Source organism: Kitasatospora sp. NPDC048298 (genome assembly GCF_043201465.1).
Classification (GTDB): Bacteria; Actinomycetota; Actinomycetes; order Streptomycetales; family Streptomycetaceae; genus Kitasatospora.
Map to the genome: position 1 here is coordinate 440,377 of NZ_JBICYZ010000001.1, position 16,825 is coordinate 457,201.

9 protein-coding genes are annotated in these 16,825 nt (G+C 74.7%); 6 read left to right on the top strand and 3 right to left on the bottom strand.

All coding sequences use genetic code 11. The features are described from left to right. Window positions 1-9: 9 nt before the first annotated feature. The 6 genes from ACGF0D_RS01215 to ACGF0D_RS01240 all read left to right on the top strand — a co-directional run bounded on the left by ACGF0D_RS01215 (window position 10) and on the right by ACGF0D_RS01240 (window position 11,559). On the top strand, window positions 10-342 hold the full coding sequence (locus ACGF0D_RS01215) for a hypothetical protein (protein ID WP_392870837.1): 333 nt from the start codon (window positions 10-12) through the stop codon (window positions 340-342). Further along, a complete protein-coding gene (locus tag ACGF0D_RS01220) occupies window positions 339-803 on the top strand; it encodes a GPW/gp25 family protein (RefSeq protein WP_392913497.1) in 465 nt (154 codons plus the stop codon). Before ACGF0D_RS01215 ends, ACGF0D_RS01220 begins: the two co-directional genes overlap by 4 nt. Further along, window positions 800-4,069: a putative baseplate assembly protein gene (locus ACGF0D_RS01225; RefSeq protein WP_392913499.1), complete on the top strand. Its 3,270-nt coding sequence runs from the start codon at window positions 800-802 to the stop codon at window positions 4,067-4,069. The genes ACGF0D_RS01220 and ACGF0D_RS01225 overlap by 4 nt, the downstream gene beginning before the upstream one ends. Next, window positions 4,066-7,830 carry a putative baseplate assembly protein gene (locus ACGF0D_RS01230; RefSeq protein ID WP_392913501.1) on the top strand — a complete coding sequence of 1,255 codons (3,765 nt, stop codon included), beginning with the start codon at window positions 4,066-4,068 and terminating at the stop codon, window positions 7,828-7,830. The genes ACGF0D_RS01225 and ACGF0D_RS01230 overlap by 4 nt, the downstream gene beginning before the upstream one ends. Next, window positions 7,827-10,058, top strand: a complete 2,232-nt coding sequence (locus ACGF0D_RS01235; RefSeq protein WP_392913503.1) for a hypothetical protein — start codon at window positions 7,827-7,829, stop codon at window positions 10,056-10,058. Before ACGF0D_RS01230 ends, ACGF0D_RS01235 begins: the two co-directional genes overlap by 4 nt. Before the next feature lie 61 nt (window positions 10,059-10,119). Then, window positions 10,120-11,559 carry a DUF6519 domain-containing protein gene (locus ACGF0D_RS01240; RefSeq protein WP_392913505.1) on the top strand — a complete coding sequence of 480 codons (1,440 nt, stop codon included), beginning with the start codon at window positions 10,120-10,122 and terminating at the stop codon, window positions 11,557-11,559. A 62-nt stretch (window positions 11,560-11,621) separates the two neighbouring features. Here ACGF0D_RS01240 and ACGF0D_RS01245 read toward each other — a convergent pair whose 3' ends face one another. The 3 genes from ACGF0D_RS01245 to ACGF0D_RS01255 all read right to left on the bottom strand — a co-directional run bounded on the left by ACGF0D_RS01245 (window position 11,622) and on the right by ACGF0D_RS01255 (window position 16,325). Further along, the gene (locus tag ACGF0D_RS01245) at window positions 11,622-12,752 is read right to left on the bottom strand and encodes a nucleotide disphospho-sugar-binding domain-containing protein (RefSeq protein ID WP_392913507.1); all 1,131 of its coding nucleotides are present in this window, start codon (window positions 12,750-12,752) and stop codon (window positions 11,622-11,624) included. A gap of 47 nt (window positions 12,753-12,799) precedes the next feature. Further along, window positions 12,800-14,155: an acetyl-CoA carboxylase biotin carboxylase subunit family protein gene (locus ACGF0D_RS01250; RefSeq protein ID WP_392870816.1), complete on the bottom strand. Its 1,356-nt coding sequence runs from the start codon at window positions 14,153-14,155 to the stop codon at window positions 12,800-12,802. 142 nt (window positions 14,156-14,297) lie between these two features. Then, window positions 14,298-16,325: a PEP/pyruvate-binding domain-containing protein gene (locus ACGF0D_RS01255; RefSeq protein ID WP_392913509.1), complete on the bottom strand. Its 2,028-nt coding sequence runs from the start codon at window positions 16,323-16,325 to the stop codon at window positions 14,298-14,300. Between the last annotated feature and the right edge of the window lie 500 nt (window positions 16,326-16,825).

Genomic DNA, 16,825 nt, shown 5'->3' on the forward strand with positions numbered 1-16,825 from the left:
GAGAGACTCGTGCCCGGAAATCTGCTGCACGTCAATGCGACGGTGACCTGCCCGCACGGCGCCCAGGCGACGGCCCGGCCCGCCCAGGCCCGGGTGCTGGTCGCCGGCCAGGCCGTCACCAGTACGGCCGACCCGTACACCGTGACCGGCTGTCCGTTCACCGTGGCCGGCAAACCGCAGCCCTGCGTCACGATCCACTGGGTGGTGCCGTCCGCCCGGATCCGGGTGAACGGCTCCCCCGCGCTGCCGCGGTCCGCCGTCGGGCTGTGCCAGAGCGCCGAGCAGGTCCCGCAGGGGCCGCCGATCGTGACCGTCGTCCAACAGCGGGCGGAGGGGGTATGAGCACCACACAGCACGCCACGCACTCCGGGTACGACGGGAACACCGGGAACGCGGGCCACGCCGTCGAGCCGGCGAGTCCGTCGCCCGGCCCCGCCCGGACGGACCTCGCGTTCCCGTTCCGGATCGACAGCCGCGGGCGCACCGCCGAGGCCGGGTACGACGACCACGTGCGGGACCTGATCGAGCAGTTGCTGTTCACCAGCCCCGGCGAGCGGGTCATGCACCCCGACTTCGGCTGCGGGCTGCTCGACCTGGTCTTCGCGCCAAACAGCCCGGAGCTGGCGGCCACCCTGCAGATGTCCGTCCAGGCGGCGCTGCAGCGGTGGCTCGGCGACGTGATCGAGGTCGTCTCGCTCGACGTGGAGAGCGAGGACAACGTGGTGCGGGTCGAGCTGGCGTACGTCGTGCGCCTGACCGGTTCGCAGCGGCAGGACGTGTTCGAGGGCGGGGTGGCGGCATGACCGGCCAATCCGAAGTGACCGGCCGATCCGAGACGACCGGGCAGCCCGCGGTCCGGTGCGGGACCGAACTGCGTCGCGCCGACGTGCGCGCGGCCCGGCTGCTGGGCCTGGACGGCGCCGAGCCGGACGACGACGGGCGCACCCTGAGCGTGACCTTCCTCGGCCGGGCGCCGGACGAGCTCGGCCCGGAGAACATCCGCGTCGACGGCGGCCGGCGGATCACCGGCCTGCGCGCCCTCGCGGTCGACATCGAGCGCGCGGACGACCCGGAGCTGGACGACCGGATGCTCGTCACCCTCGACCGGGCCGGCGACACCTCCCGCTACCGGCTGACCGTGGTCGAGGCGGACGCCTACGGCCGCCCGGGCACCCGCCCGTACCCGGGCTTCGACCCGAGGTACGCGAGCACCGACTTCTCCTTCGGCGCCGACTGCCCCTCGCCCTACGACTGCCGCACCGAGGAGAGCTGCCCGCCCTCCCTGCGGCCGGCCCCGGTCATCGACTACACCGCCCGCGACTACGAGAGCATGCGGCGGCTCGTGCTGGACCGGATGAGCCTCACCACCCCCGGCTGGACCGAGCGGCACCTGCCCGACCTCGGCGTCACGCTGGTCGAGCTGCTCGCCTACACCGCCGACCAACTCTCCTACCAGCAGGACGCGGTGGCCACCGAGGCCTACCTCGACACCGCCCGCCGCCGGGTGTCGGTGCGCCGGCACGTCCGGCTGATCGACTACGCCGTGCACGACGGCTGCAACGCCCGGGCGTTCGTCGCGCTGGAGACGGACCGCCGACTCACCCTGCCGCGGGGCACCTTCCGCTTCGCCGCCGTCGACGTCAGCCGGCTCGGCCCGCAGGAACGCCCGCAGCCGTCCACGGTGATCCCGGACGAGGAGCTGGACGCGCTCGCCCGGACCGCCGCCGTCGAGGTGTTCGAACCGCTCGGCGGGGCGGACCTGGTGCTGCACCCCGCGCACAACACCATCCGGTTCTGGACCTGGGGCGACCAGGACTGCGTCCTGCCCGCGGGCGCGACCTCCGCCACCCTGCGCGACGACTGGCACGACGACCGGCACGAAGCCGACCACCCCGAGGCCGGCCGCTCGCGGCACCGCACCCGGCACCTGGCGCTGCGCCCCGGCGACCTGCTGGTCGTCGAGGAGGTGCTCGGCCCGCGCACCGGCGCCGCCGCCGACGCCGACCCCGCGCACCGCCAGGCCGTCCGCCTCACCTCCGTCACCCACCTGGTCGACGAGCTGTACGAGCAGCCCGTCGTCGAGGTCACCTGGGCGCCGGAGGACGCGCTCTCCTTCCCGGTCTGCCTGTCCACCCACGGCGGGAGCGACTGCGGCCCGATCGCCGACGTGAGCGTCGCCCGCGGCAACGTCGCCCTGGTCGACCACGGCCGCTCCCTCACGTTCTGCGGCGGCGCCCCGGAGACCTTCACGGTGCCGCCGGAGCCGGTCCGGGTCGCGCCCTGCGAACCGGACGGCTGCGGCTGCGGCTGTGCGGACCGCACCGAGGGCAGCCCCGCGGCGGAGGCCGTCCACGGGCTGCTCGACCAGACCCGGGCCGGCCGCCAGCTCGGCCCGGAGCAGGTCCGCGAGCTGTACGCGCTGCTCGGCGAGCCGGCGGTACGGCGGGCCGGGCTAAGCATCCAGCTGGCGCCGGGCGCCGGCGCGGAGGGCGAGGACGGCCAGGGGGCGGAGGTCGAGCCGCCTACCGCCGACGCCCAGGCGGCGGCGCTGGAGACGCTGCTCGACCAGACCCGCTACCCCGTCCTGCCGCAGCCCTTCCGCCCGCTGCTGCGCCACGCCCCGGTCACCCAGGCGGCCGCCTACCCGGACCAGGCGCACGTCTGCGCCCGGCAGGCCACCCTGCTCGCCGGCATCCCCGAACTGGTCCGGCAGCGGCTGGAGGAGCTGTGGCACCGGGCGAGCCGCGGCCACGACCTCTCCCGCGCCGAACTCGCCGAGCTGACCGTGCTGTTCGGCGCCCAGGTGGTGCACGCGCTGCGCCTCGCCGACCGGCCCGCCGCCGGGCTGCGCGAGCTGCTGGCCCGCCGCGGCCGGCTGCTCGCCGCCAAGCTGCGCCGCCTGGAGGTGCTCACCGCGCGCGCCCGCGCCGGCGGGGTGCTGCGGCGCTCCGGCGTCTGGGAGGTCGCCCAGAGCTGGGGCGCCCGGTACGCCTCCGGGCTCGCCGCCGACTCCCCCGCGCTCGCCGGCCCGGCGAGCGGCATCGCCGTCCAGGACCCGCGCGCCGCGCTGCCCGCCGTCCGGGCCGCCGTCGACGGCCAGGAGTGGACGCCCCGCCGGGACCTGCTCGCCGACGGCCCGCGGGAGCGGCACTTCGTGGGCGAGTCCGAGGACGACGGCCGTCTCGCGCTGCGCTTCGGCGACGGCCGCCACGGCCTGCCGCCCGCGCCCGGCGCGCTGCTGCGGGTCGCGTACCGGATCGGCAACGGCACGGCCGGGAACGTGGGCGCGGAGGCCATCAACCGCCTGGTGGTCTGCCAGGACGAGCCGCCCTGCCCCACGGGGCGCGGCCCCGCCACCCGGCCGCGGGACGCGGTGCTGCGGGTCCGCAACCCGCTGCCCGCGACCGGCGGTGTCGAGCCCGAACCGCTCGACCAGGTACGGCAGTCGGCCCCGCTCGCACTGAGCCGCACCCGGCTGCGCGCCGTCACGGCCGCCGACTACGCGGAGCTGGCCGCCGCCCTGCCGGGCGTCCGGCGGGCCGCCGCCGAACTGCGCTGGACCGGCAGCGTCCAGGAGGTCCACGTCGCCGTGGAGCCGTACGGGCAGGCCACGGCCGACCCCGCCCTGCTGGAGGCGGTCGGGGACGGCCTGGAGGCGTACCGGCGGATCGGCCACGACCTGGTCGTCCGCCCGGCCGTGCTGGTGCCGCTCGACCTCGAACTGCGGATCTGCGCCGCCGCCGGCCACCAACGCGGCCACGTCCTGGCCGAGTTGCGCCGGGTGCTGGGCAGCCGCGCCCTGCCGGACGGCCGCGTCGGCTTCTTCCACCCGGACGCGCTGGGCTTCGGCGACCCGGTGCGGGTCTCCCGGCTGGTGGCCGCGGCCGCCGCCGTACCGGGCGTGGTCAGTGCCCAAGTCACCAAGTTGCGGCGGCAGTTCGGACGGGACGACGGCGAGCTGGCGGACGGGCTGCTGCGGCTCGGCGCGCTGGAGGTCGCCGCTTGCGACAACGACCCCGACCGGCCGGAGAACGGCCGGCTCTCGATCGTGATCGGAGGTGGCCGATGACCGGCCAGTGCACCTGCGGCTGCTCGGGCACCGCCACCGCGACCCCGGCCCCGCTGTTCAACCCGCCCGGGCTGGACGCCGTCGGCTACCGCGTCGGCCGCTACGGGGAGTTCCTCGACAGCCTGCTCGCGCGGCTGTCCGGCCCCGCCTACCCGGCGCTGCGCGACCTGACCGTCCGCACCCCGGACGACCCTGCGATCGCCCTGCTGGACTCCTGGGCCGTGCTCGCCGACGTGCTCACCTTCTACTCGGAGCGGATCGCCAACGAGGGCTACCTGCGCACCGCCACCGAGGAGGACTCGCTCACCCTGCTCGGCCGGCTGGTCGGCCACCGGCCCCGGCCCGGGGTGGCCCCCGACACCTACCTCGCCTACACGCTCGACCACGACCCGCGGGCCGCCGAGGACCCGACCGTGGTCGTGCCGCGAGGCGCCCGCAGCCAGAGCGTCCCCGGCCCCGGCGAGGACCCGCAGTCCTTCGAGACCGCCGAGGACCTCCCCGCCCGCTCCGCCTGGAACGAACTGGCCGTGCTGCGCCGCCGCCCGTACCAGCTGACGCCCGGCCAGCTGAACCCCGGCGGGCGCGCCGAGCTGTTCGCCGCCGGCACCGCCAACAACATCAGGCCCGGCGACCGGCTGCTGTTCGTCTTCAGCGCCGACCGGGCCGCCGACCCGGTCCACCGGGTGCTGCGGCTGGTGCCCGAGGTGCGGATCGACCGCGAGAACGACGTCACGGTGATCGGCCTGCCCCGGGACCTGCGCACCCTCAAGGACCTGCGCGCCGAACTGGCGGACTGGATCACCGTCTCCGAGAACGCCCCCAACCCCCGGCCCGGGCGCAGCCGGATCATCCGGGACTTCGACGAGCAGGTGCTGGCCCCGCTGCGCGCCGACCTCGACCTGCCGTCCGGTCCGCTGAGCACCCCGGCGGACTTCGCCGACCGGCTCGTCCCGGTGACCGCCCGGGCGGCCGAGGCGGCCGAACTGGCCCGGTCCCAGCAGCCGGTGGCCGACTGGTTCAGGCGTCTCGGCGACGAACTGACCAACCTTCGGGACCGCGCCCACCAGCTGGAGCCGCCGCAGGCCCCCGAGCGGCCCGCACCCGGCCAGGGCGGCCCCGGAGCCGCCGACCCGGCCGTCCGCGGACTCGGCTCGCTGCTGGCGGCGCTGCGCACCGCCCCCACCAGGCCCCCGCTCAGCGCCCGGGACCTCGCCCGCGACCCCCAGCGCCTCTTCGCGCCGGGATCGGACCTCGGCGCCCAACTGCTGTCCGCGCTCGACCCCCGGCTGCGCGACGGCCTCTACCCCGCCTGGCGGCAGGTCGACCTGACGGCGCCGCTCGCCGTGCACGAGATCCAGGCGATGCGGGTGGTCGCCACCCCGTTCGGCGCCACCGCGCCGCTCAAGCCCGTCTACGGCGACGACGGCCGGATCGACCGCTACGTGGACTGGCCGCTCGCCGGCAGCACGCTGATCGGCGTCCGGGTCACCTTCGACACCACCGGCACCGTCCCGAAGACCGCCGACTTCACGTACGTCGAGGCCGGCAGCCTGGTGCACAGCGGCATCTCGCTGCCCTGGGACCACACCTTCCCGTTCGGCCCCGGACAGGTCCAGGTGGTCACCACCGAACCGCCGCCTCCGCCACCGCACCTGCGCGCCGCCGTGCCCGCTCCGGACGCGGAGCCCGGGGTCAGCGCCCGGTTCCTGGCGAAGCTGCCCGAACGCACGGTCTTCGTCTCCCGCCCGCAGGACGACGGCCGCGTCCACGTGACGGTCGACGGCGGTCCCGGCGCCGCGCTCGACTACCGGCTCGACCCGGGCCAGGAGAAGACCGGCGAGTCCGGCGAGCTGAACGTCCGGGTGCACCGCTACCCCGGCACCGACCAGTCGACGCCCGCGGTCGAGGTCGTGTTCACCACCAAGCTGCAGCCGGTCTCCGGCACGGTCCTCACCCTCGACGCCGTGTACGACCAGATCGCGCCCGGCAGTTGGGTGGTCGTCCAGCGCCCGCGCAAGGGCCTCGACGGCGGCATCCCGGGCAGCCGCGACCTCGCCGAGGTCATCACCCGGGTGACCGACGTGCGGGTGATCTCCCGCGCCGACTTCGGCATCACCGGCAAGGTGACCGAACTCTCCCTGCAACAGCCCTGGTTGGACGACAAGGACACCCAGCTCTCGGACATCAGGGACGCCACCGTCTACGCCCGCGGCGAGTCGCTGCGGCTCGCCGACGAGCCCGTCACCGAGGAGGTCCACGGCGACCGGATCGAACTCGACCGGCTCTACGACGGGTTGACCCCGGGCCGGTGGATCGCGGTCGGCGGCGAGCGGACCGACATCCCGAACACCACCGGCGTCCGGGGCACCGAACTGGCCATGATCGCCGGCGTCGAGCAGGGCGTCGACCCGCGGCTGCCCGGGGACACCGTCCGCACCACGATCACGCTCAGCGCCCGCCTCGCCTACCGCTACCGGCGCGACACCGTCCAGGTCCTCGGCAACGTGGTGCGCGCCACCCAGGGCGCCACCCGCGACGAGGCCATCGGCAGCGGCGACGCCGGCGTCCCCTGCCAGCGCTTCGCCCTCTGGCAGTCGCCGCTCACCTGGCTGGCCGCCGACACCCCCAGGGGCGCGCAGAACACCCTGGAGGTCCGGGTCGACGGGGTGCGCTGGCACGAGGTCGACAGCCTCGCCGGACGCGGCCCGGACGAACGGGTCTACGTCACCGCGACCGCGAGCGACGGCCGCACCACCGTCACCTTCGGCGACGGCGTGCACGGTTCACGCCTGCCCACCGGCCGGGAGAACGTCCGCGCCCGCTACCGGATCGGCATCGGCGAGTCGGGCAACGTCGGCGCCGGCCGGATCACCCAGCTCACCACCCGCCCGCTCGGCGTCTCCGCCGTCGTCAACCCGCTGCCCGCCACCGGCGGCGCCGGCCCGGACGGCCCCGGCCTCGCCCGGCGCAACATCCCGCTCGCCGTCACCGCCCTGGACCGGCTGGTCTCGGTGACCGACTACGAGGACTTCACCCGCTCCCGGGCCGGCATCGGGCGGGCCGGCGCCACCCGGCTCTCGGACGGCCGGCGGGAACTCGTCCACGTCACGGTGGCCGGGGTGGACGACATCCCGCTCACCGCCGACTCCGACCTGATCCGCACCCTGCACTCCTCGCTCACCGCCTACGGCGACCCGAGGCTGCCGGTCGAGGTCGCGCTGCGCGAACTCGTCCTGCTGGTCGTCGCCCTGAGCGTGAAGGTCGACCCGGACCACTCCTGGGACCTCGTCGAACCGGCACTGCGCCGCGCCCTGCTCGACCGCCTCGGCTACGCCGGACGCCAACTCGGCCAGAGCGCCCACCAGTCCGAGGTCCTCGCCGTCGCCCAGGCCGTCCCCGGCGTCGACCGCGTCGACGTCGACGTCTTCACGGGCGTGCCCGGCAGCCTCACCCCCGAGGGCCTGGAGCGGTTGTCCGACCTGCTCGCCCAACCGCAGCCGACCGTCCCGGCCCGGCTCGCCCGCTTCGAGGAGCAGCGCTACCGGGTGAAGGACCCCGCCGGGGAGTCCCTCACCGACATCGCCGCCCGGGGCGGCATCCCCGTCGCGGAGCTGCTGCGCCTCAACCCGGACGTCACCGACACCCGCCCGCTGCCGCCCGGCCGGGTGCTGACGGTGTTCCGCGGCATCCGCCCGGCCCAACTCGCCATGCTGTCGCCGAATCTGCCCGACACGTTGATCCTCAAGGAGGTCCGCTCATGACCGACCCGAGCGGGCGGGACCCGGACGCACTGCTGGAGCTGCTGCCGCAGTGGCACCGGATGCGGGACGCCGACGCGGGAGAGCCGCTGCGCGCCCTGCTGGCCGTCATCGCCGAGCAGGTCGACGTCGTCCGCGGCGGCATCGAACAGGGCTACCGGGACTGGTTCGTGGAGACCGCCGCCGACTGGGCCGTCGCCTACCTCGGCGACCTGGTCGGCTACCGGATCCTGCCCGGCTACGAGGAGGTGCTCGCCACCGGGCTGCACGGCGGCGCCTCCCCCGAGCGGGCGGCGGCCCGCGACCGGCTCGCCGCCCGGCTGGCGCCGCGGCGCGACGTCGCGAACACCGTCGCCTACCGCCGGCGCAAGGGCACCCTGGCCCTGCTGGAGGAGCTGTCCGCCTCGGTCGCCGACTGGCCGGCCCGGGCCGTGGAACTCTCCCGGCTGCTCGGCGAAACCCAGCCGGTGCGGCTGCTGCGCCCGGACGAGGGGCCGGCCGACCGTCAGCGGCTGGGCCGGGGCCGACTGGTCGACGTGCGGCGCGGCGCCGAGCTGGACCTGCTCGACGGGCCCTTCGACGGGCAGGCGCACACCGCCGACGTCCGCCGCGCCGCCTCCGCCCGCCGCCAGGGCGGTCGCACGCCGGCCGGTGTCGCCCTGTACGTGTGGCGGCTGAAGCCGTACCCGGTCACCCGGGCGCCGGCCTACTGCATCGACCGGGCCAGGAACCTCTTCACGTTCTCGGTCCTCGGGAACGACGCCCCGCTGGTCACCCGGCCCGAGCCGGAACCGTCGGCCACCCACCTCGCGGCGCTCGACAACGTGCCGGCACCGATCCGGCGCCGGCAGCTGGCCGAGCGCCTGGCCGACTACTACGGGCCCGGCAAGAGCTTCGCCATCCGGCGCGACGGCGCCCAGGAGCCGGTCCCGCCCGCCGAGATCACGGTGGCCGACCTGACCGACTGGGCGTACCGGCCCAAGCGCGGCCAGGTCGCCGTCGACCCGGTGCTCGGCCGGATCGCCTTCGGCGCCCGCACCGCCCCGCGCCGCGGCGTCTGGGTCGACTACCACTACGCGTTCGGCGACGACACCGGCGGCGGGGAGTACCCGCGCGACCGCCCGCAGACCCCGGGACGGACGGTCTACCGGGTCGGCCCCGGCGGGCCGTACGAGCGGATCAACGACGCCTACCAGCAGTGGCGCACCGACCAGCAGGACGGCAACGCGGGCGGCGCCGCCGTCATCGAGATCACCCACAGCGGCGCCTACCAGGAGCAGCTGGACTTCGACCTGGAGACCGACGACCGCCTGGAACTGCGCGCCGCCGAGGGCGCCCGGCCGGTGATCCGGCTGCTCGACTGGTACAGCAACCGGCCGGACGCGCTCAACGTCCGGGGCGTCAGCCCGGGCGGGCGGCTGGTCCTGGACGGCCTGCTGGTCACCGGCCGCGGGGTCAACGTCACCGGGCCGCTCGCCTCCGTCACCCTGCGGCACTGCACCCTGGTGCCGGGCTGGTCGCTGGAGCCGCACTGCGAACCGCACTCGCCGCAGGAGCCCAGCCTCGTGCTGGACCACACCACGGCCTGCGTGCGGATCGAGCGCAGCATCCTGGGCTCGATCCAGGTCGTCGGCGACGAGGTGGACGACGACCCGCTGGAGATCCACCTCAGCGACAGCATCCTGGACGCCACCGGGCACCGGCGGCCGGCGCTCTCCGGGCCCGACTGCGAGCACGCCCACGCGCTGCTGCACGCCCACCGCTCCACGGTGGTCGGCGAGGTGCACACCCACGCGGTGCCGCTCGCCGAGGACTGCGTGTTCACCGGGCCGCTGCGGGTGGCCCGCCGCTCGCTCGGCTGCCTGCGGTTCTGCTACGTCCCCCCGGGCTCGCGCACCCCGCGCCGGTACGAGTGCCAGCCCGACCTGGTGCGCTCGGCGGTGACCGGGCTGGTCGAGCGCGGCGAACTGCACCCGGCACAGGCCGCCCGGCTGCGCGACGTGGAGGCCCAGCGGGTCCGCCCGCTGTTCACCAGCCTCCGCTACGGCACACCCGACTACGGCCGGCTTGCCGCCGGGTGCGCGCCGGAGATCACCCGCGGCGCCGAGGACCGCTCCGAACTCGGCGCCTTCCACGACCTGTTCCAGCCCCAGCGCGAGGACAACCTGCGGGCGCGGCTGGCCGAGTACACCCCGGCGGGCACCGACGCCGGGATCTTCTTCGTCTCCTGACGCCCGACCGCTCCCGCCCGACCAATGAATGCGCTCGACCAATGACTGTGAGAGGGAAACCGTGCACGCAGACTTCTCGCGCCTGACGTTCCGGCCCGGCAAGCACTACTCCGCCGTGCTGACCCAGCAGGGCCGGGTCCAGCTCGACGCCGACGCCAACGAGCAGGCCGCGATCGAGCGCTACCAGCTGCGCACGCTCGCCGCCGACCTGATCGGCCGTCGCGGCGGTCCGGCCGCGGCGGCCGGGTTCGCGATCGGCTACGCGCCGGGCAACCACGACGTGGACGACCTCACCATCGGCGGCGGCCGGTACTACGTGGACGGCATCCTGTGCGAGTCCTACCGCCCCGAGGAGGGCGTCGCCGTGCCCGACGACGGCGACTGGGGCGGCACCGGCGGCAGCGACGGCGAGGCCCGGCAGGCGCAGGCACCCGCCGTCTGGACGTACTGGGACCAGCCGGACGCCTACCGGGACGAGGAGCGCCCCGGCGACCGGCTGCCCGGCGACTTCCCGTTCCTGGTCTACCTGAAGGTCTGGGAGCGCAGCGTCACCGCGGTCGAGGACCCGGAGATCCGCGAGGTCGCGCTCGGCGCGGCGATGCCCGACACGGCGGCCCGGGCCAAGGTCGTCTGGCAGGTACTCGCGCTGGCCGCCGCGGAGTTGAACGTGCCGGACGGCGGGGTGTCCCGGGTCCGGGAGGCCTTCGACGCGTGGGCCGAACCGCACGAGCGGCCCGCCTCCTGGCTGGCCGCGCGCGCCCGGCGGCCGGAGCGGGCGAACGAGGACCCGTGCCTGGCCCACCCCGACGACGCCTACCGGGGCCCGGAGAACCAGCTGTACCGGGTGGAGGTCCACCAGGGCGGCTCCGCCGAGGGCTGCGCCACGTTCAAGTGGTCCCGGGAGAACGGCTCGGTCGTCCTTCCGGTCGCCTCGATCGAGGGCGTCTGGGTCGACCTCACCACGCTGGGCGACGACGACAAGCTCGGTCTCTCGGTGGGCGACTGGGTCGAGGTCGGGGACAGCGCGTACGTCAGCCGGGACGAGCCGGCGGACCTCCTCCAGGTGGAGGAGACCGACCTGCCGGGCCGCCGGGTACGACTGTCCGCCGAACCGGGGCCGGAGGTCGGGCGGCTGGCCGAGCGCCACCCCTTCCTGCGCCGCTGGGACCACCGGGCGGCCCGCGGCCGGGACGCCCTGCCGCTGGTCGGCGGCGCCCTGCGGATCCAGGAGGGCGCCTGGCTGGACCTGGAGGACGGCGCCCAGGTGTACTTCCGGCCGGGCGGCGCGTACACCCGCGGCGACTACTGGCTCGTCCCGGCCCGGACAGCCACCGGCTCGGTGGAGTGGCCGCAGAACACGGCCGGCGAGGCCCTCCTCCAGCCCCCGGCCGGAGTCCGGGTGCACCACGCCCCGCTCGCCTGGGTGAAGGGCCCGACCACGGTCGTCGACCTCCGGCAGACCTTCGACCCGCTGACGGCCACCGCCGCGAGCGAGGCCTGAGCGGCCGGTCGCCGTCCGCACGGCAGTGCATACCGTGCGGACGGTTCCACCGCCGGGCCGCGTCAGCGGGTGAGGCGGGTGAGGTGTTCCGCGACGGCCGTCGGTGACGGCATGGTCGCGATCTCGGTGCTGACCTCGCGTGCGGCCCGGGTCAGGTCGGCGTCGGTGAGCAGCCGGTCGAGGAGGGCCGGGCCGATGTCCTCGGCGGTGGCGCGCAGGCCGGCGCCCCGGGCCCGGACCGCGTCGGCGTTGATGAAGCGGTCGGAGCCGTCGGGGAGGACGAGTTGCGGGATGCCGGCGTCCAGGGCGCCGAGGGCGGTGCTGCCGCCGCCGTGGTGGATGGCGGCCGAGCAGGTGTCCAGCAGTGCCCGCCACGGGACCCAGCCGCAGGCGCGGACGTTGTCGGGCAGGGTGTCGAGCGTGCCGAGGTCGAGGTCGCCGGTGGCGAGAACGAACTCCGCGTCGATGTCGGCGGCCGCCGCGATCACCCGCTCCAGCCTGGTCAGGCCGTCCGTCTTGGGCGGGACGGTGCCCAGCGTCACCGCCACGCGCGGGCGGTCGGCGGGCGCGGCCAGGTGGGCGGGGAGTTGGTCCTCGCCGTTGTAGGAGACGGGCCGCAGCGAGCGGCCGTACCGTTCGTCCCCGGCCATGCTCGGGGGCGCGAGGTCGATGATGTCCGCGGGCTCGGGCAGCCGGTCGATCCCGTGCCGGGCGAAGGTGTCCGCCATCTCCGCCAGCATCAGCGCGCGCAGCTTCGGGGTCCGGACGAACCCCAGGTCGTGCTGGACGGCCGGCACGCCGAGGCGGGTCGCCGCGAGCAGGGCCACCGGGAACTGGTAGTCGTACACCACCAGGTCCGGTCGCCACTGGGTGGCGAGCTCGACCACCGCGTCGGCCACGTCGCTGTTGACGTGGGCGGCCAGGGGGACGAACGCCTCGCGGTCGGCCGAGTTGCTCTCGACCACCCGCTGCATCAGGTCGGGCCGACGGGTGCGGCCGGCCTCCCTGATCACCTTGCGCCAGTCGACCCCGGGCGCGATGGGCAGGTACGGCATCCCGGCCGCGGCGACGGCCTCGCCACCGTCCATCGAGGCCACCGCGACCTCGTGGCCGAGTTCGCGCATCGCCCTGGCGAGCGGGACCAGCGGGAAGAGGTGGCCGATGCCGGGGACGCCGGCGAACAGTACACGCATGGAGGAACCTCGGTCGTGGGGTTGGGGGGATGCCGGGGTACGGCGCCTCAGGAGGCGGCCCGGTGCAGGGCGGCTTCCATGCCGTTCAGCACGGCGTTGCAGTCGCGCTGCAGGGTGGCGGCGTCGACGGCGCTCAGCAGGTAGACGCCGAGCCAGTTGCGCGACCCCGCGGACGGGTCGAAGGCGGGGACGGTCCGGCCCGCGGGCATCGCGAAGGCGGGTACGGCCTCGATGGTGCTGCCCGGCGACAGCAGGCTCTGCCAGTCGACGGCCTGCGGGTTCCAGACCGGGCTGGTCCGCCAGGGCACGCCCGCCGCGTCGGCCGGGACGACGGCCAGCGAGGCGGCGGCCCCGACGCCGTCGAGGGGCATGGCCGCGGGGTAGTCGACCCGCTCGCCGAGCAGTTGCCGGACCAGCATGCCGATCGGGTCGAGCCCGAAGACCTCGTGGACCTGCCTGGTCGTCAGCAGGCCGCCGAACCTGGCCGCGGTCTCGATGACCACCAGCTCGCCGTCCGCCATCAGCTTCAGCTCGGTGTGGGTGCCGCAGTTCTCCAGCCCGAGCGCGTCGACGGCCTGCCGCGAGACCTCCTCGATCCGGCGTTGCAGCGGCTCCGCGAGGACGGAGGGCGAGGTGCTGGCCACCTCGACGAAGGACGGGACGGTCGGCAGCTTGGCGGTGATGGCGAGGGGGTGGTAGACGCCGTCCGCGACGATCCCCTCCACGCTCACGTAGTCGCCGTAGCCGGGCTCCTGGTACCAGCCCTCGGTGGAGCCCTGGGCGATCGACTCGACCAGGCGGTCCCGGTCGGTGTCCGCGGCGTAGAGCTCGTTCATGCCGACCTGGCTGCCCGCCCGCAGCCCGCTCTCGATGCCGGCCCACGCCGGGGCGGCCTCCTCGACCGAGTCCAGCACGATCTGGGCGACCGATCCGGCGCCCCAGGCCGGCTTGAGCAGCAGCGGGGGCGTGAGTTCGGCCAGCGCGGTCGTCAGGTCGGTGAGGCTGTCGACGCGGCGGAACGCGGGTATCGGCACCCCGGCGGCCGCCCACGCCTCGCGCATCAGCCGCTTGTCCCGGGCGCGGATGATGCCCTCTCCCGGGCCGGCCAGGTGGAGCCGGCTCGCGGCGTGCGCGACGGCCAGGACCGCGAACTCCGAGAGGGTCAGCAGCGCGTCGGCCCCGATGGCCTTCGCGTACTCCACGATCAGCTCGACCAGGTCGTCGCCGCGCGGCGCCTCGGGCACCAGCTCGATGCTGGTGCAGCTGGGGCGCCACACGTCCTCCCCGGCCGTGGGCAGCGGCGCCAGCGCGAGGACGTGCAGTTCGCCGCAGGCGGCGATGCGCGGGAACGCGTACTCCAGCGGGGCTCCGCCCTTGACGTAGACGTAGAGGATCTTGTTCAACGTACTTTCTCCTGAAGGAAGTTCACTCGTCCACGGGCACGCCGACGAGCGGGCCCGTGGGGCTCGCCCGCGGCCTCGGAGGATCGCTCCGGCCCGTGGCGTGCCGGGGAGCGGCGGCGGCCCGTACGGCCCTCCGGCCGCGTCAGCCGGCGGTGCGGAAGGGGCGCAGCTGCAGCAGGGCGATCTGGTCGCCCTCGATCGCCCATTCGATGTCGACCGGGGCCGCGTACGTCTCGTCGGGCGAGAAGTGCGACTGCAACAGCCGGCTGATCAGGGCCAGTCGGCGCACGACGTCCTTGGTCGCGGTGTCCAGGTCGGTGGCGGCGGTGCCCAGCGAGATGGTCCGGCTGCCGCCCTCCATGGTGTTGTACAGGTACTGGAGCGGGGCGCCCCGGCCGTCCACCACGTCGGTCACCGAGCGCGGCGAGATGTTGAGGTAGACGTCGCGGAAGTCCTGCGGGCTCAGCGGGTTGCAGGTGACCAGGACGCCGCCGACGGTGGCGCCGACCTGCTCCTGGACGATCACGGCCATCCGGCAGTGGTCCAGGGGGATGCCCGCCTGGCGCCGCAGCAGCACCGCCCGGGGCGAGAACAGCGAGGCCCAGACCTCCCGGACGGCGTCGAGGAGCGCGTCGGTGCCGCTGACGTTGGCCACCGACTCGTAGAGTCCGGCGGCGGAGAAGCCGGCCAGGTCCTCGGCGTTGGAGGAGCTGCGGACGACCTGGACGGGGGCGCCGTACAGGTGGCGGTCGACCGCCCGGTCGATCTCGGTGCGGATCGGGTCGGGCAGCGGGGTGTCACGGATCAACCGCTGGACGTCGAGGCAGAGTTCCTCGATCCGCGGGGCCTCGCCCCCGAGCGCGGCGGCCAGCCGGTCGACGGCCTCCCGGAGCTGCTCGGAGGAGTCGAGGAAGCGCTGCTGGAGGGAGAACGGCAGCACGATCCCGCGCGGCACGTGGGCGTACTCCTTCACCAGGAGCTTTGCGGCGGCGTGCAGTTCGGCCTCGTCCGTGTCCTCCGGGAGGTCGAGCTGCCGGGCCAGGTAGCGCAGCAGGTCGGCCCGGGGCGGCCGGGGCACCTGGTAGAAGCCGAGCCAGCGGGGCGAGCCGTGCTGCAGCAGGTGGGTGAGTTCGCCGAGGTTGGCGGCCTTGGTGCCGAACCGTACGTGGTCCCCCTCGCGCAGTTCGGACAGCGCGGTGACGGGCGTGGGCGCGAGGTCGGGCCGGTCCACGGCGACGCGGTCGGCCGGCGGGGCCGGCCGTGCTCCCCCGGTCTCGCCCGGCTCGGCGGCCTCGAGCAGGAGGTCCCCGCCGTCGGCCTCGACCCGGTAGTTCACCCACCGGCCGGCCAGAGCGGCGCGGTCGATCCGGTCGACGGCTCCGATGCCGACGGCGTTGGGGATCCGCCAGCCCGCGGCCATCACGTTGATGTGGGAGAGCGGCGTGGTGTGCTCGGTGTGGATGATGCCGGACACCCGGGGGATGTCCTCGGGCACCCGGGGCATCACCACGATGTCGTGCCACTCCAGCGGCTCGGGGTCGGCCCGGTACTCCTCCTCCGAGCGGAACACCCGCAGCCGCCCGTGGGCCGTCCCGGGGTTCAACGGCACGAACGAGGCCGCGGAGTAGAGCTCGTGGGACAGGACCCGCGGTATCTCGCTCTCCGGAATGTCGGCGAGGTAGACCTCCTGCTGGTGGCAGGCCGGCTTGAGGACCAGCCGCAGCGACGGGTCGATGTGCTCGCGCACCCGGTGGTAGAAGAACCGCAGCATGTCCTGGGACATGGTGTCGACGTCGACCGTCTCCAGCGACAGGAAGGTCTCGGCCTCGTCGCCGCTTTCCGTGGCGCGACGGGTGTGGCGGGCGAGGGTGCCGAGATAGAAACGACGGTCGGGATTCCGGTAGACGCCGTCATTGAAGGAATCGAGCTGCCCCGCCAGTTCGTCGATCGACATGCCGAGGATCTCGCACCCGATGTAGCGGACGTGGAGCATGCCGTCGGCACTGTCGATGAAGTGGAGCACCGACTCGTCACGGTCGAGCACGATCTTCACATAGGGATAGCCCCCGACCTGGCCGGCCAGCCCGGAGAACTCCTCAGGGGTGAGCTTTTCGCCTGCGCCTAAGAGGCGGGGCCGCGTGGTCGCGTCGTTGCGATCCGAACGGGTCATGCGCACAGTTCAGCCATTCGTCATCGTGTGCACGATCGGTACACACATGGTGCAGAAAGGGTCGGGTACGACCGCCTACACACTGCCATTCATTATGAACGTTTGACGAACGGTCATATGACATCAGGCCATCACGAAGTGATTCGGCCATATGAGTCCCGTCAGGGAAAGCGCGAAGCCACGTCATGTTGTGGCAGAGGTCACAACAGGGGCGGTCGGTGCTCGGTGCGCGATCGAGCATTTCCGGAAGTGTTGATTCCTATACGACCTCAGATGACAAGCGCCCAATTCGCCCGAAGCACGCAAATCCCTGTTCATTCGGCTTCGGGTTGTCTTCTTCTTCCCCGCGGAACCCCGACATCAACCGGGGACATCAACCCGGCGAGGGGGGGGGGGGGGGGGGGGGGGCGGCCCCCCCCCCCCGGGGGGGGGGCCCGGCGGGGGGGGGGGGGGGGGCGGGGGGGGGGGGGGGGGGGGGCGGGGCGGGGCGGGCGGCGGGC

Excerpts from the sequence above, each read along its gene's own strand:
- ACGF0D_RS01255 (WP_392913509.1), bottom strand. The coding sequence starts at position 16,325 with ATGACCCGTTCGGATCGCAACGACGCGACCACGCGGCCCCGCCTCTTA.
- ACGF0D_RS01225 (WP_392913499.1), top strand. The coding sequence starts at position 800 with ATGACCGGCCAATCCGAAGTGACCGGCCGATCCGAGACGACCGGGCAG.
- ACGF0D_RS01245 (WP_392913507.1), bottom strand. The coding sequence starts at position 12,752 with ATGCGTGTACTGTTCGCCGGCGTCCCCGGCATCGGCCACCTCTTCCCG.
- ACGF0D_RS01230 (WP_392913501.1), top strand. The coding sequence starts at position 4,066 with ATGACCGGCCAGTGCACCTGCGGCTGCTCGGGCACCGCCACCGCGACC.
- ACGF0D_RS01220 (WP_392913497.1), top strand. The coding sequence starts at position 339 with ATGAGCACCACACAGCACGCCACGCACTCCGGGTACGACGGGAACACC.
- ACGF0D_RS01235 (WP_392913503.1), top strand. The coding sequence starts at position 7,827 with ATGACCGACCCGAGCGGGCGGGACCCGGACGCACTGCTGGAGCTGCTG.